The sequence below is a fragment of the Nicoliella sp. ESL1106 genome (assembly GCF_058509965.1).
Genome location: NZ_CP196341.1, coordinates 130,992 through 146,860, shown reverse-complemented (window position 1 = coordinate 146,860; position 15,869 = coordinate 130,992). Strand labels below are relative to the sequence as shown.

General features: G+C 40.5%; 15 protein-coding genes. 11 read left to right on the top strand and 4 right to left on the bottom strand.

Going from position 1 to position 15,869, the window contains the following annotated elements; all coding sequences use genetic code 11:
* Positions 1 to 2: 2 nt before the first annotated feature.
* The 6 genes from ACSVI6_RS07525 (at position 3) to ACSVI6_RS07500 (ending at position 6,889) form a co-directional block, all read left to right on the top strand.
* The gene (locus tag ACSVI6_RS07525; RefSeq protein ID WP_491720306.1) at positions 3 to 1,211 is read left to right on the top strand and encodes a pyridoxal-phosphate-dependent aminotransferase family protein; all 1,209 of its coding nucleotides are present in this window, start codon (positions 3 to 5) and stop codon (positions 1,209 to 1,211) included.
* 187 nt (positions 1,212 to 1,398) lie between these two features.
* A complete protein-coding gene (allB, locus tag ACSVI6_RS07520) occupies positions 1,399 to 2,787 on the top strand; it encodes an allantoinase AllB (RefSeq protein WP_491717523.1) in 1,389 nt (462 codons plus the stop codon).
* Between the two features lie 16 nt (positions 2,788 to 2,803).
* Entirely contained in the window at positions 2,804 to 4,165 is a 1,362-nt protein-coding gene (locus ACSVI6_RS07515) for an NCS1 family transporter (protein WP_491717522.1), read from the top strand.
* Positions 4,166 to 4,374: 209 nt separating this feature from the next.
* Positions 4,375 to 4,851, top strand: coding sequence for an FMN-binding protein (locus ACSVI6_RS07510; RefSeq protein ID WP_491721019.1), 477 nt, complete (start codon positions 4,375 to 4,377; stop codon positions 4,849 to 4,851).
* A 3-nt stretch (positions 4,852 to 4,854) separates the two neighbouring features.
* Positions 4,855 to 5,631, top strand: a complete 777-nt coding sequence (locus ACSVI6_RS07505; RefSeq protein ID WP_491721018.1) for an FAD:protein FMN transferase — start codon at positions 4,855 to 4,857, stop codon at positions 5,629 to 5,631.
* The gene (locus ACSVI6_RS07500) at positions 5,618 to 6,889 is read left to right on the top strand and encodes a ferric reductase-like transmembrane domain-containing protein (protein ID WP_491721017.1); all 1,272 of its coding nucleotides are present in this window, start codon (positions 5,618 to 5,620) and stop codon (positions 6,887 to 6,889) included. The genes ACSVI6_RS07505 and ACSVI6_RS07500 overlap by 14 nt, the downstream gene beginning before the upstream one ends.
* A 57-nt stretch (positions 6,890 to 6,946) precedes the next feature.
* Here the strand turns inward: ACSVI6_RS07500 and ACSVI6_RS07495 are convergent, their stop codons facing one another.
* Entirely contained in the window at positions 6,947 to 7,483 is a 537-nt protein-coding gene (locus ACSVI6_RS07495; protein ID WP_491721016.1) for an NAD(P)H-dependent oxidoreductase, read from the bottom strand.
* Positions 7,484 to 7,632: 149 nt separating this feature from the next.
* Here ACSVI6_RS07495 and ACSVI6_RS07490 point away from each other — a divergent pair, with 149 nt between their 5' ends.
* The 3 genes from ACSVI6_RS07490 (at position 7,633) to ACSVI6_RS07480 (ending at position 9,528) form a co-directional block, all read left to right on the top strand.
* Entirely contained in the window at positions 7,633 to 8,109 is a 477-nt protein-coding gene (locus tag ACSVI6_RS07490) for a hypothetical protein (protein ID WP_491717517.1), read from the top strand.
* 17 nt (positions 8,110 to 8,126) lie between these two features.
* Positions 8,127 to 8,393: a hypothetical protein gene (locus ACSVI6_RS07485; protein ID WP_491717516.1), complete on the top strand. Its 267-nt coding sequence runs from the start codon at positions 8,127 to 8,129 to the stop codon at positions 8,391 to 8,393.
* Between the two features lie 97 nt (positions 8,394 to 8,490).
* Positions 8,491 to 9,528: a zinc-binding dehydrogenase gene (locus tag ACSVI6_RS07480; RefSeq protein WP_491717515.1), complete on the top strand. Its 1,038-nt coding sequence runs from the start codon at positions 8,491 to 8,493 to the stop codon at positions 9,526 to 9,528.
* Between the two features lie 50 nt (positions 9,529 to 9,578).
* Here ACSVI6_RS07480 and lepA read toward each other — a convergent pair whose 3' ends face one another.
* The 3 genes from lepA to ACSVI6_RS07465 form a co-directional block, all read right to left on the bottom strand.
* Positions 9,579 to 11,372: a translation elongation factor 4 gene (gene lepA, locus ACSVI6_RS07475; protein ID WP_491717514.1), complete on the bottom strand. Its 1,794-nt coding sequence runs from the start codon at positions 11,370 to 11,372 to the stop codon at positions 9,579 to 9,581.
* 310 nt (positions 11,373 to 11,682) lie between these two features.
* Positions 11,683 to 12,957: a serine hydroxymethyltransferase gene (glyA, locus tag ACSVI6_RS07470; protein WP_491717513.1), complete on the bottom strand. Its 1,275-nt coding sequence runs from the start codon at positions 12,955 to 12,957 to the stop codon at positions 11,683 to 11,685.
* A 334-nt stretch (positions 12,958 to 13,291) separates the two neighbouring features.
* On the bottom strand, positions 13,292 to 13,966 hold the full coding sequence (locus ACSVI6_RS07465) for a YoaK family protein (RefSeq protein WP_491717512.1): 675 nt from the start codon (positions 13,964 to 13,966) through the stop codon (positions 13,292 to 13,294).
* Positions 13,967 to 14,204: 238 nt separating this feature from the next.
* Between ACSVI6_RS07465 and ACSVI6_RS07460 the strand changes: the two genes are divergently transcribed.
* Together ACSVI6_RS07460 and ACSVI6_RS07455 are read left to right on the top strand one after the other, a co-directional pair.
* On the top strand, positions 14,205 to 14,963 hold the full coding sequence (locus tag ACSVI6_RS07460; RefSeq protein ID WP_491721015.1) for a hypothetical protein: 759 nt from the start codon (positions 14,205 to 14,207) through the stop codon (positions 14,961 to 14,963).
* Between the two features lie 43 nt (positions 14,964 to 15,006).
* The gene (locus tag ACSVI6_RS07455) at positions 15,007 to 15,861 is read left to right on the top strand and encodes a hypothetical protein (RefSeq protein WP_491721014.1); all 855 of its coding nucleotides are present in this window, start codon (positions 15,007 to 15,009) and stop codon (positions 15,859 to 15,861) included.
* The last annotated feature ends 8 nt before the right edge of the window (positions 15,862 to 15,869 follow it).

Sequence of the window (15,869 nt, the reverse complement as noted above, 5' to 3'; positions counted from 1 at the left end):
TTATGACATTAAAAATTACAGATAGATTAATTATGACACCAGGACCAACCATGGTAGACCCAAGGGTTTCCCAGGCAGCATCTAATCAAATTTTAGGGCAGTTTGATCCAGAATTTACTAAAATTATGAATGAAAATATGGAACTGATCAGAAAATCTTTTCAAACTAAGAACACCTGGGCATTTCCAATTGACGGAAGTTCTAGAGCAGGGATCGAAGCGGTTATCAGTTCTTTGGTGCAAAAAGGTGATAAAGTTTTGATTCCACGGTTCGGCAGATTCGGGAACCTAGCAGTCGAACTAGCCCGTAGAGCAGGAGCTGAAATAACCGTTATTGATGCGGAATGGGGACAAGTTTTTGATCAAGACCAAATCATTGAAAAAATGAACGAAGTTAAACCGAAGGCCATCCTGGTGGTTCATGGAGAGACATCAACTGGGAGATTACAACCATTGGATCAGGTAGGGCATGCAGCTAAGCAAGCGGGGGTATTTACCATTGTTGACTGTGTTGCTAGTTACATGGGAGTCAACATTCCAGTTGATGATTGGGAGTTAGATGCCGTAATTGGTGGAGCACAAAAATCATTATCAGCACCAGCGGGAATTACACCAATTACCTTTAACGACCGCTTTGCAGAAGCCATCTTGAAACGAAAACGTGTTGAAGAGGGGGTCGCAGATGACTCCTCAGATAAATCTGAAAACTACATCTTTTCTAACTACTTAGATTTAACCCAACTAATGGACTATTGGTCACCAGCAAGGTTAAACCACCATACTGAATCTACGATCATGAACTACGCTTTACATGAAGCGCTATCGATCGCGGTAAATGAAGAAGGGATTCAGAATCGGTTTGCGAACCAGTTGAAACACCAGACGGTCTTAAAGGAAGCATTACGGAAATTAGGGTTGACCATCTTTGGTGATGAAAAACATGAAATGCCTAACATGGTGGCCGTAGAGATTCCTAGTGGTGTTGATGGTGACCAATTCAGAGCGACCCTATTAGATGATTATGGGGTGGAAATTTCATCAAGCTTTGGGCCAATGAAGGGTAAGATTTGGCGAATTGGTTTGATGGGCTACGTTGCTCAGCAACACTATGTTCTACGTTTCTTGTCGATTTTTACCCACGTTTTAAAGGAATACGGGGTAACGATTGATGAGTCAGCAATGAACGAATACCTAAAACAAGCATATAAATAATTTAATTTGAAGGTGGGCAATTATATGATTGTCCACCTTTTTATATTAGAAAACAATTATAATATTTGTCATTTTTCATCAAAATAAACGCCAGCTTTGTATTTTATAACGAATAAATATGCATTGAATTAATATATCATGTATATAACATATGAATTTGTTAAAAACTATGAAGGGTGTGCTGTTTATGAAGTACGATACATTAATTTACAACGGTAAGATTGTCACGCCAAACGAAGTGTTCAACGGACAAATTGGGATTAAAGATGGGAAAATCGTAGCGATCGGAAGCGACCTAGATGGTCAAGCGACTGAAAAAATCAATGCTAATAATAACTACGTGCTGCCAGGGATGGTTGATGGCCATGTGCACATTAATGAACCTGGACGAGGAGATTGGGAAGATTATAACACTGGTAGTAAGGCATTAGCAGCTGGTGGGACAACTAGCATGATCGTGATGCCTTTGAATGCACTGCCTGCCAGAACCACTAGTGAAGAATTTAAAACGCATCGTGAGATTGCAGCTGATAAGTCTTACATTGACTTTGCCTTGTACGGTGGATTAGTACCTGGAAATATTGATGAAATTAGTAAGATGGCAAACGATGGGGCTGCATCATTTAAGGCTTTTATGGCAACGACAGGATCTGATATTCCAGGTGAATTTCACAATGTTGATGATTACGAATTATACCGTGGAATGCAAGCAATTCAGAAAACGGGTTTGAAGTTATTATTACATGCGGAAAATCCAGTATTAACTGATCGCTTTGCTGAAGAAAAAATTAGTCAAGGTAAAACACAGATTCAAGATTACGTTGATTCTAGACCACCATTTGTAGAAGTCGAGGCCGTTAAAAGAGCGCTTTACTTCGGTAAATTGACTGGCTGTAAACTACACTTTGTGCATCTCTCAACAGGCGAATCAGTCAGAGAAGTGGTTAAGGCCCAAGAAGCTGGCCAGGATGTCACTTGTGAAACCTGTGTTCATTATTTGGTACTAACCCGTGACGACTTTGAAAAAATTGGCCCGCTTGCTAAGTGTTCGCCAGCATTGCGAAGCCAAGCGGTTCAAGATAGCTTATGGGATGAAGTCTTGAAAGGGCACGTAGATATGGTTACTTCTGATCACTCGCCTGCTCCTGAATCGATGAAGGAAAGCCCTGATAACAATATCTTTGATATTTGGGGTGGCATCAGCGGGGCGCAAAATAACGTTGATTTATTCTATGATATCGCTGTGAACAGTGGCAAGCTAAGCATCACCGAATTCTCTAAGTTGATTTCGGCTAATCCAGCTAAAATATTTGGCCTGAAAGATAAGGGTACGATTGAAATTGGCAAGGATGCCGATATCACCTTCCTTGACCCGACTCAATCATATACCTTACAAAAATCAGACCTTTACTACAAAAATAAAATTTCTGCATATGAAGGATTTAAGATCAACTGTCGAATTACTAAAACGCTTCTTAGAGGTAAGACCATCTTTGACCTAGCAAATGGTTTTGATGATCAACCAACTGGTAAATTTTTAACTAATGATAGCGTTTTAAGAAAAGCAACGGAATAAAAAGGAGGAACTGCCAATGCAAAGTGTAGCAATCGAAAAAGAACCGCAACCACAAGCTCAATCAGATATTTCCGCAGATTTATTACCGATTCAAAATAGTAAAAGAAAAATTGGACGGCTGGCTTATATGTCAATGTGGCTAGGGGATGGTTTTAACATCGGAAACATTACCCTGGGTTCATCGATAGTGGTTGCTGGAGTAGCAACGATGAACCTATTTCAAACGTTATTAGCAGCTGCAATTGCAATTGTAATTGTTTCAATTATCTTTGCTTTTAATGATCGCTTTGGGTATCAGACTGGTGCTCCCTATGTAATGCAATTAAGATTATCATTTGGTCGGAATGGTGCTAAATTTTCTAGCTTATTTAGAGGGATTCCAGCGATCGTTTGGTATGGTTTTCAAAGTTGGACAGGGGCGTTAGCGTTAAATGAAATCGCTAAGATCTTAACTGGCAACGAATTCAATAATACTGGGATCTGTTTTGTGGGATTGATGATCGTACAATTAGCGTTATCCCTTCGCGGATTCCAATCAATCAAGACGGTAACTTCCGTGATTTCAGTTATTATGATGATCTCATTGACTGGATTATTCATCGTATTGTTAGCCAACCATGGGAGTATGATTAGCCAGAACTTAGTTCATGCTAAGGGTTCTTGGGGATTAACGTTCTTTGGCTTTATCGTTGCATTCTTAGGTAACTATACAGCGATCTTTGAATCGGCTGCTGATTACTCTAGAGAGTTAAAGCCAGGGCTTAGTAATGGAAAAAGAGGGATTTTATACTTTTTGCCAATTGCATTTTCATATGGCATTACCCTATTAACTGGGGCAATGTTGGCAGCCGTTACTAAAATTTCTAGTCCCGTAAACGCGATGGCACAAATTTTTAATAACAACTTAATCACAATCTTTGTTTCGATCTTCATTGTTTTAGGAGTAATTACAACGAATGCGGTTGCTAATATTATCCCACCAACCTACGTGTTGACTTCCATCTTCAAACTACCTAAGAAATTATCGTTAGCAATCATTACCTTATTATCAGTGTTTACCTTTCCATGGTTGTTGGTTAAGGACTCATCATCAGCTGGTTTAACGATGTTTATCCATGCTTACTCGATTTTCTTAGGACCAATGACAGCGATTATTTTGATCGAATACTATATTGAAAGAAAACAAGTCGTTGATCTCAAGGAATTGTACAGTAATCAATTGAGAAAGAATAACTGGCGTGCATTTGCAGCATTATTTATTGGGGCCATCGTTGCCTTAGTTCAGTTTGATCTTTCATGGTTGATCGGGTTCTTTGTATCAGCATTGGTATACCTATTTCTTAACAGAAATCGCCAGGCAGCTGTTAATAATCAATAGTTAATGATTCAAAAATTAACAATCTGATTGCTCTTACTCATTTTATAATTTGATTAACATATTTAAATCGTAGCTTAAAAAAAACGAACTGTTTTAGACGGTTCGTTTTTTTTTAGTGAAAAGTTATACTTAATTTTAGCAATAATTAACTTTTAAAGATTACAATGTAAGTATTATTAAAATGAAATCTAATTTAGGAGTTGACCGATATGTTAAAAAAAATAAGCGTTTTATTAATATCAATCGCCGTTTTATTGGCGGTAGTGATCGAAGGCTATACCGTCTTTTTCGATAAGAAGAACCAAACAGCGGCTACTAATGGCCAGTCACAAACCGTTAGTCAGAATAACACCAGTAGCCAAAGCGCCGGCAGTGCTAGTAATTCTAGCAGCGCTAACAGTGGGAAGTTCAAAAACGGGACCTACACTGGGGCATCGACCGAAACACAATACGGTGATGTTCAAGTGCAAATTAAGGTGCAAAATGGCAAAATTAGTCAAGTAACCGTCCTAAAGCATCCTGAGGGTGGCAAGTCTAGTGAAATTAATGAACAAGCGATCCCAATCTATACTAAGGAAGCTTTACAACAACAAAGTGCTAAGATTAGTCAGGTCTCTGGGGCAACCGTCACTTACGGTGGCTTCATCGGATCCCTTCAAGACGCAATTACAAAAGCGGAGAAATAAAATATGGAAACTAAGATTAAATCAGTCGTAATTGAATCAATGACGATTCCATTTGTGATTAGCATTGCGGGCAGCGATGAAGCAGTCCTGCAAGCCCAACTTCAAAAGTTAATGCAGCCCGTGAAGTTAGAATTAGAACGGATTAATCAACGTTACTCGACTTACTTAGCAGATTCGTTAGTAAGTAACTTTAGGAATGGTCAAGATGAGCTTTTAAACCAAGATGCAGAGTTTAAGTCTGTTTATGAAGCCTGCCTAAAGGCGCAACGCGACACCAACGGCTACTTTAATCCGTTCGATGATGCTAAGCGCTTCGAACCACTCGGCTACGTTAAGGGGTGGGCGATCGAAATGATATTTCAAAAGTTGATCCGCCCCTGCTTGGATTTACCGACTGTAAGCGGAGTGTGTTTCAACGGCGGTGGGGATTTACAATTTGCCAGTAGCGGTGATTTTAAATGGAATATTGGGATTGAAGATCCTACAGATCTGACAGAGTTAGTTGCTAGTTATCAATTGGCGAATGGTGGGATGGCAACTTCCGGTTACAGTAAACGGGGCCACCATATCCGCATTAACGGAGTAGCTGATTTACTGCAGGTCACCGTATTTGCTGATTCGTTGACCCGTTCTGACGTCTGGGCGACCGCCGGTTTGGCGGCAGGCGCAGCGGCGTTTCGGGAACTAATTCGCAAGCACCGCTTGACGGGCTGTTTTTTAGATCAAGCGCATCACTTAAGTTACTTTAATGGAGGAGAAATAGTGGATGTTAAACAATAATCGATACCTGTTAGGGCTATCATGGATGGTAGCCATCGTTTTGATTCCCTTTCCGTTTGTTCAAACGCTGAGTGCGGGACTCCCGGCGTTATATAATCATGATAAAACGATGATCTTATTTGGGACGATCGCTTATTCGTGGATGCTGCTTTCGATGTATATTTCGACGCGGCCCAAGTGGTTGGACCGGTTGATCGGACTCCCCAATGCGTACATGATCCACGGAATCATTAGTTTAGCTGCGATCGTGTTGGCGTACCTGCATAAAAGCAACCTACAATCGGACGGCCTGATCAAATTAACTGGTGATTGGGCGTTATACCTATTCATCGGGTTGGCTATTTACTCAATGGTGTTCATGGCGGGCTGGTTAACCAGTCGGCTGCCGATTCTGTTATGGATCAAAAAGCACTTGGAGCACATTTTCAAACACGAAGTCTCAGTTTTAATCCACCTTTTAAACGTCGTCGCAACTGGGTTGGTATTCATCCACGTCCTTTTGATCCCCTACATTCGCCAGATTGTTCCATTTACGGTGTTATTCGTGGCGACATCATTATTTGTATTTGGCTCGTATGCAATGACGTTCGTTCATAAAAAACGGGCCACTGCTACTTTGGTTGATAATGTTGAGATTAAGCCGAACGTAAGACAGTTGACGATCCAATCTAAGCAGCATTTAAATATTTATCCAGGTGACTTTGTGTTTGCCTCATTTCCAGAAATTCGATTCATGAAGGAACCGCACCCATTTTCGATTGTCAACGCTCCAGACGATAGTAATAAGATTATTTTAGCCATTCGGGGTGACGGTGATTTTACCCAGGAATTAGCTCAGGTGCCACTGGATGCGAAAGTCGTGATCAACGGCGGTTTTGGGATGTATCAGTCGATTATTAATGAAAACCATCCCGATAACCTGTTGATCGTTGCAGGGGGAATTGGGATCGTACCGTTACTTTCAGTGGTGGATGGGAATCCAAACCTCAATACGACCGTTTTTTATAACGCTAGCCATGAAAATAACCTATTATATCCAGAGAAATTTCAGCAATGGCAAAAGCGGAATAATTTCCAATCGTTCCAACAGGTCGGGCGGTTCAACCAGACTGAAATCGCAGCGCATTTACCTAAGGATAAGCATAAAACGGTCGTTTTGATCGGGGGGCCTGATAAGATGGGCAGTTATTGGATTAAGAGTTTGCAGCAGTTAGGGATTCGCCGATCGAAAATATATTACGAAAAATTTTCATGGTAATAAAAAAACCAGCCATAATTGGCTGGTTTTATTTGTTGTCGTAGGATTTAAAGGCTTTTAATTATTTTCGCTTGATACGTATTGAACGTATTCCTTTGCCCGCTTCTCTAATTGATCATCACTCAAGTTTTGCATAACGCCCGTGGTAATGAATGGCTTAGTAAACTTAGCATCAACGAAGTTACTGGTGGCCATAAATGGTGCCAAAATTTCATCGATGGTGTGACCGAATGCCCCGTATTGATGGTATTTATCATCTGGGGAACCAGCGGAGACTGCGATCGACATCTGCTTGCCGCGTAGTGAATCTCCATCTGATCCATATGCCCAACCGTAAAGTAAGACGAGGTCTTCCCACTTCTTTAACAGACTAGGCGAGCTGTACCAATATAGTGGGAATTGAAAGATAATGCGGTCGTGTGCTTCAACTAGTTTTTGCTCATATTCAACGTCAATTTTGCCATCTGGATAAACGGCATACTCGTCTCTAACCGTTACGTTCGGCACGTCCTGGGATTTTAGCTCCTCAAGTAACCGTTTATTTACGCGTGATTCTGCAATATTGGGATGAAATAATAGGATTAATGTTTTCATTATTAATCAACCTTTCCAAAAATTTTATTAGCTACCTACTATTAAACCATTGATAGTAGGGTGTAAGGCAAGTAAAATGCATTAAAAATGTTTTTATCCCTAAATCCTGATATGCTAAGGTTAATTAATTAATAAGGGATGACATTAAAATGAAACTATTTATTGCGTGGTTAGGGTTCTTAGGAGACTGGTTGTTATTTGTGTTCCCGCTCTTTCAAGGGATCTTAGACGTCACAGAGGGTAGCGAGATGTTAACAAAGGGTAACGCCACTGGCAAAAAACGGAGTGCACGTTTCGCCAGTCTAATGTGGCTATTGCCACCCATTAAAATTATGCTGGAAAGAAAACGGTTTCGGCAAATTTCCAGGGCGGCTTTGAACCACAATGTAGACTTTGATAAGGTTTATCGGAAACTAAACCTTGCGACCGCATGGGTCTATGTTTCACTAGCTGGGGTGTTAAACGGCGTCGTTGCGACGGAAGATCTGTTAGAACAATACGGCTATGGTGATAATTGGTGGCTTTTGTTAGGCGCTAGTTTCTTGATCATTTTTAGTGGAATCCAAGTTATTAGATACTATGCTAGCCCTGATCGCAAGCAACGCTTTTTTGATGAACTCAATTAATAACGGGGGCTGTACAGATGATCAATTTTTCAAAAACGGAGGCGCTGGTATTAAGCAACGCGTGTCGCGCCTTTAAGCAGACGATGCCAGCTGATAATCAACGGGGCCGTTCCGAGTTAGATCGCATCAGTGATCGGTTACTTGCCAAACAGAATCTCAATTCACTTGGGACGGATTTTACGCTGCTCAAATTGGCGTTAAAAAATTACCGTAAAATCGTTCAATCCACCAACGAATTAACATATATCAATAACCTTATAGTTCGCTTTAAAGACCGTTGTTAAGCGGTTTGTCAGGAGCGATATGTTTGACTTTTGAATAGTGAGCTTATATCCTTTAAAAAGAAACCGAATCTTTTTAAATTTAAAGGGGCCCTAAAATATGAGACAAACTCGATTTGTAAAAGCAGGTAAAGTAGAAGTTAAAGACGTTGAAAAACCGCAAATTGAAAAGGATGACGACGTGATTTTGCACGTTGTACAAGCCTGTGTCTGTGGATCTGATCTGTGGGCATATCGGGGGCTAGATAAAAAAGAACCAAACTCATTGAATGGTGGTCATGAAGCCATTGGGGTGGTTGAATCAGTGGGGAAGGATATCACCACTGTGAAGCCCGGTGATTTTGTGATCGCACCATTTACCCATGGTTGTGGCCACTGTGCTGCCTGTCGGGCCGGCTTTGATGGCAATTGTCAAAACCACGATGATAACTTCAGTCGTGGTTACCAATCCGAATACGTTCGTTACCAACACGCTAACTGGGCGTTGGTAAAGGTCCCTGGCAAGCCAGAAGACTACAGTCAAGGAATGTTGAACTCCTTCTTAGCACTCTCCGATGTAATGGCCACTGGTTTCCACGCAGCTAAGACCGCTAACGTGCAAAAGGGTGATACCGTTGTCGTAGTCGGTGATGGGGCCGTTGGATTATGTGGTGTTATCTCAGCGCAACTATTGGGTGCTAAGCGGATCATTGCCATGAGTCGCCATGCTGATCGCCAAGCGCTGGCTAAGGAATTTGGCGCTACCGACGTAGTTGCTGAACGTGGTGATGAAGCCGTGGCTAAGGTCATGGAACTCACCCACAATGCTGGTGCTGATGCCGTGCTTGAATGTGTGGGAAGTGAATTATCCACGAATACCGCATTAAAAGTGGCTCGTCCAGGCGCTCACGTGGGCCGGGTCGGCTTACCACACGGGAACGTAGAATTCCCATTGGCATTTGGGAAGAACGTGGCCCTATCAGGTGGGGTCGCTTCCGTTACCACTTATGACAAGGGTGGCTTATTACAAGCGGTCTTGGATGGGCAGATCAACCCCGGTAAGGTCTTCACTAACAGCTATAATATTGATGACGTTGATGATGCCTATAAGGCAATGGCAGAAAGAAAGGCCATTAAATCAGTTGTGACGACTGATTAATCATCATATATATAATAAAAAGAGGATGCCAGATGGCATCCTCTTTTTAGTTAGTCGTTTAAATTTAAGATACTGTTAAAGACCGACTGTGGTAATTCGATATTGCTTTTGGCAGCTTGACGTTTATTAACGCTTTGCCTCCGCAACAGCGCTTGTTTTTTAGAAACACTGTACTTATTGCCATTCACGGCAGCATTTTTTCTTAACGGTGGAATATCAACGCGGGCAATGACGCGTCCTTCGACAACTGCCTGGGCAGGCATGGGATAGAGGCGTCTTGGAATCGTATACTTTAGTTTATGCACTAATTCCTTGGTTTGAGTGGGTGCATCACTGCGGTGCGTAATAAATGTAAGTGCATCGACCCGTGAGTAGTTAATTTGTACTTCTACTTTCACGATGTCAGCCATTTCATAACCAGCTAGCGTGGTATTGAGGGATGCATAGCCATGGGAGACGGATTTGAGCTTATTAAAGAAATCATAGGCAATCTCAGATAACGGCATTTGATAGCTCAATTCTACTAAGGAGCCTTGGTTACCCATATCAACGAAAACACCCTTATGTTGATCAGCTAGTTTCATGACGGCATTTAATTCCTGCTCGTTAGTCGTGATGACGGCCCTTACAATTGGCTCCTCAACGAATTCGACTTTTTCGAAATCTGGAAACTGGACTGGATTGTCCACGATCATTGGTGCGGCTTGGCCTTTTAAGTGAACCCGATACGTCACGTTTGGCGCAGTGGTTAAAACTGCGATCCCAAATTCATCTTGGAGGCGTTCTCTAATAATTTGGAGGTGAAAGATTCCTAAAAATCCGCCACGAAACCCAGGACCGAGCGCATCAGAAACTTCAGGTGTTAATTGTAATGAAGAATCATTGAGTGCGAGCTTGTTCAGTGCTTCGGCTAGTTCGTTATAATCACCCTGGGGGTAAATCCCGGCGTACACCATTGGTTCGGCAGGTTTATATCCAGGAAGGGGATGGTCAGTGGGCCTTTGTTTATTCGTAAGTGTATCACCAACTCTGACTAGGTGGGGATCCTTGAGGCCAGTCGCGATGTAACCGACATCACCAGCCGATAATTCACGGCTAGCGATTCTGGTGGGTGAAAAGATGCCAATTTCCTTAGCAAGCAAATTTTGATGATTAGCCATTAGGAATAGTGATTGATTAGGTTTAACGCTCCCATCGATAATTCTGATCGATGCAATCACCCCTTTAAAACTATCGTATTCAGAATCAAATACCAACGCCTTAAGCGGTTTATTAATATTCCCATTTGGGGCCGGTAAAAAATGAACAATGGCTTCTAAGACCGCATGGACTCCCTGACCGATTTTAGCGGATATTTGTAAAATTTTGTCGCTAGTGAAGTTTGCATCTAACTCCATTAATTGGTTAGTAGTCATTTCAATTTGTGCATTGGGACTATCGACCTTGTTAATGACAGGTAATATTTTAAGACCCGCTTTAACTGCGAGGTGGTAATTAGCAACCGTTTGCGCTTGAATCCCCTGGGTCGCATCCACTAGTAAGATCACACCGTCACTAGCGGAGAGGCTTTTGGCAACTTCGTAGTTAAAGTCAACGTGTCCAGGGGTATCGATGAAGTTCAGTTCATAATCCTGACCATTATCAGCATGGTATTGATTACGGACGGTTCTTGATTTGACAGTAACACCATGGGCTTGTTCGACCTGCATGTCATCTAACAATTGGTCCTTACGATTTCTAGCAGCCACCGTTTGTGTTAACTCCATGATGCGATCTGCCAGGGTCGATTTACCATGGTCTATATGGGCAATGATTGAAAAGTTTCTAATATTTGATTGTTTCATTATTATTTCTCCATTCTATTTCTTAGTTTCCAGTAATTAGAATGGCTGTATTTTGGATTGGCCATTCAATTAGAATGTCCAACCGACTAGTAAAATTTTACGCATGATTTCACCTCATTAATTATAGTAGTTTTATTCTTAAATCTTATCATAATGGAACTGGATTTACTAACGAATGAGAAGTGAAATGTTAATTTAATTAACAAAAAGGCTTTTATTTACAATTAGTTAGTGGTAAACTTATTTTTGCGAAGAAATAGATATAGTAATAAAAAGCTCCTTCATCATCATTGATGAGGGAGCTTTCTTATTATCGATCAATTGGATGTTCGTCAACCAATTGTTGCACTTGTTTTTGGGCATTACTTAAAATCGATTCATTGTGGGGGTTTTCTAAGATGCTAACGATAATTTTAGCGACCTTAGCAGCATCTGCTTCGTTAAAGTGGCGACTTGTAATGGTTGGCGTTCCGATTCGAATTCCTTCCATAGTATCTCCGGATTCTAATGGGAGAAGTTCCTTGTTGGTTGCAATTCCTGCTTTGTATAGTAATTCAGCAGCTTGATCACCAGTCATGTGGATGGCGTTTAAATCCAGTGTCATTTCATGGTTTTCTGTTCCTCCTGAAACTACTCTGATCAGTTCACTTTGGTTGAATACATCTGCCATTGCTTTGGCGTTCTTAATAATTTGTTTGGCATAGTCTTTGAATTCTGGTTGAAGTGCTTCTTGATAAGCAATTGCCTTTGCAGCAATAACATGCTCTAGTGATCCACTTTGCGAGATTGGAAAGACTGCGTTATCTAATTGATCGGCATACTTAGCCTTAGCTAAGATCATTCCTCCCCTTGGACCACGAAGCGTTTTATGGGTGGTAGAGGTAACTACATCAGCCACTTCAACTGGATTGGGGTGGACACCAGCGGCAACTAATCCGGCAATATGAGCCATATCGACCATTAGGTAGGCACCAACTTCATCAGCAATCTTTCTGAATTGAGTCCAATCAATGATGTGACTGTAAGCAGATGCTCCGGCAATGATTAATTTAGGTTTAACTTCCCGCGCGATTTGTGCGATTTGATCATAGTCAAGTAACTCAGTTTCTGGGTCAACACCGTAGAAGTATGAGTGGTATAACTGTCCTGAAAAATTATGCTTTTGACCATGCGTGAAGTGGCCTCCAGCATGTTCACTCATTGCCAAAATTTTGTCTCCTGGGTTCAAGAATGCTGCATAAACAGCTTGGTTAGCTTGGGTTCCTGAGTGTGGATTAACGTTGGCATATTCTGCATGGAAAAGTTTTTTAGCTCTTTTCCTAGCAACGTTATCAACGATGTCAATTGCTTCGTTACCAGTGTAAACCCGTTTTTGAGGGTATCCAACGGCATACTTATTAGTTAAGATTGAACCTTGCGCTGCTCTTACTGCCTTTGAAGCAATGTTTTCTGAAGCAATCAACTCAATCACGTTGTCTTGACGACGGTTTTCCATTTGAATGGCATTCCAGATTTCTGGATCTTGAGCTGAAAAATCATACATAGTTGCTGAAGCTTCTGGGTCTTTAGTTTTATAATTGAACATAATTATTCCTCCTAAATTAGACAAAAAAGACGTCCTTGTACTTTTGTACAAGGGCGTCTTTAACACTGTTCCACCTTATTTTATATCAAGCTCACACTTGATACCTCTGAGTCTTAATGCGCATTAAGATATCGATTTCTATTCAAGTTAATTCTTGACTGCCTTCACCCAATACCCAGACATTCCATTTCACCTAACTGAATGTTCGCTAAACTGAGCTACTTGAATTACTACTTTCAAGTTGCCATTAGAATAAACCAAAAAAATATGGATGTCAAACATAAATTGAAAAAATATTTGTTCAAAAATTGAATCCTATTTTTATAACAAGGACTTAATCCTTTTCTGGTAAGGATTTATGATCATATATTTTGACGATAATTAAAATTAAAAATAATGGAATTAGGGTAAGCAAAATGGAAAATTGATCAGCCAATCTGGTCATTAGACTCATGGTGATCGCGCCACCAATAAAACTTAAAATAACTATACAGGTATCTAAAAAGAGTTGCTTAGCAGCTGAATCATGGTCCAAGATGGTCAGATATAAAGTGTTAGAAACTTTACTGAGGTTTCCAGTCATCATTAGGGGGTTAAACGCTTTTCCCCGCAACAGTTTAAATTCCTGTAGATGAGCCGCCGCAGACATATCCAATAAACCAATCGTAATTAAATTAGGAACCCAGTGAGCCGTGATTCCGGTAATGAGGAGGAGGACGACCTCATACTGAATAATCAACTTTTTACGATACTTTTCATCTGGAAAGTGTCTTTGAATGAACTTGACAACGATAATGCCAAAGATAAACAAAGCAATTGCAAAGCATAATCTAAATACGGGATAAAAGTTCAACCGGCCTAAATTAATGCTTAACAAGATGATGTTTCCGGTCTGTAAACCAGCAAACACCCCTCCATGCTCAATATAAGTATATGCATCAATGCTGCCACTGATGACAGCTAATAAAGAAGCGATGATGGGAGTCTCGAAACTATTTTTGAATTTCATGATCTCTACTTTCTTTAAATATTTATAATTTCATTTTATCACATAATGGCTTGCTTTTGATGAAGAGTAATTTAATGATTTAAGGTTAGCTTTTTGGAAAAAACCAGTGATAGCAAGTGATTCCACGATTATGACAAATTTAGTGGAGCTAATCGAAAAGCTGGTTAAGAATTGATAGACTGAACATAGTAAATAATTTTGCTATTTAATTTGAAAACTTTTCTAGGGGGACATGCAAATGAAATTAGAATCACAAGACGATATCAATAAGCAGCTCGCTGCTAATAACAAGCAGCTGTTGGACGCTAAAAACTTATTACATCAAAAAATTGCTAAATTATCCCAAAAAGTTGATAACGCCAAAGTTATGAAACAGCGGCTCATTTCTGAAATCAGCAGTACCATCATTAACATCAATGGCGGAAAATTTTTTGCAATTGATAAAGATGGTAATAAATCAGATATTACGGATGCTTTGGCTGATCATGAATCAACACCTGAAAGTCCGAAGGGGATGGTGGTTAAAAATTACGCTGGCAGCGAACTCGTTAAATACTTAGTTAATCAAATACTACTGCGGGCCCGCGGAAATGAGATTCAATTATTGATTAACTATCAACACATTAAGGAATTAGACTCAAAGTATGACAAGCTCTTTAAAGATAGCGTAAAGCAGTTGTACCTAAATGTGAATAAGGATACCGAGAGCGAATATATCGATGATATTTTAGCACCCACGATATTTGATGATCCTAGTTATGAACAGCACATCAAGCCGACATTGAAATATATCTACAAAGTGATGTATAACGAGGCCACGCGCCTACATAACTATGGCAAGGACTTATTATTATCAGGGATTTATTTAGTTAAGGCAAAACACTATGCCCCAGATTACGTGGCTAAGATGTTTCGGAAACCATTTTTGCAAAAGCATCCAGAAATTAACATTGCCCAAATTACTAGTGAAGCCCAAGCCTGGTTAGCGATTAAATGATGATTGTAAAAATGAAAAGCAGTAATATTGTGGAGGTGCAATTATGATTGACAATTCGTTCAATTTAATTTTAGATGTTGATTTCAGTTTTCAAATTCCACTAGCGGATTTACCCCGGAATGATAACCAGATCGATTGCGTTTATTTTCAAAATGAGGGGCACGAACAAAGGGTGGCGATTGATCAAGCCGGCAACGGTAAGCTAACGCCATCATTGGCGAGGGCTTTGAATTTAGCTGCCTATTCCCCAATGGTGTTAACGGTAACCAATAGCGGGAAGTTGACCGTTACTAGTGGTGCTGGTCAACTAGCTAATGACGTTCAAAGGTTAGCGACTAAGTATGGGGTTTCAAATCCGCACCCCGCGCACTACTTTACAACGGCAATCGAAGTGGCGTGGTATTTTCTAGGTCGTTCTGAAATGTCATTTTCGAAGTTGACTCTGTTATTGTACCTCTCCTACGCCCACTTTTTAGTTTTGAATAACGAGCCTAACGAGCGGTTATTTAACATCGCCCTAGTTGCTACGATCAATGGTCCATGGTGTATTGATTATGAATTAAATTCTGCGATCAAGCGGCGTGGTGAAAATTCCGTAATTCATAAGATGGATTTTGAATGTACTGGCGTTCATTTTGATGGAAAGGTGCAAAGGACTTTGGATTTCATTTGGGCGACCTATGGTCAATTTAGTTATAGGCAGCTAAAAGAGCTAGCTTTACGGGATGGGGTTTGTGAATTTGCGTTCAACGATTTAAATGCAAAGGCCTCTGCCCAGGGATTTGAAATTTCTGATGTTGTATTATTGCAAAGGTATCAAAAGGCCCCTTTTTTTGATAAGGACAACATGCCCAAGGATGATTGCTTAAACGGTGATATTACTGATTTATTTTCATAGATGGAGGA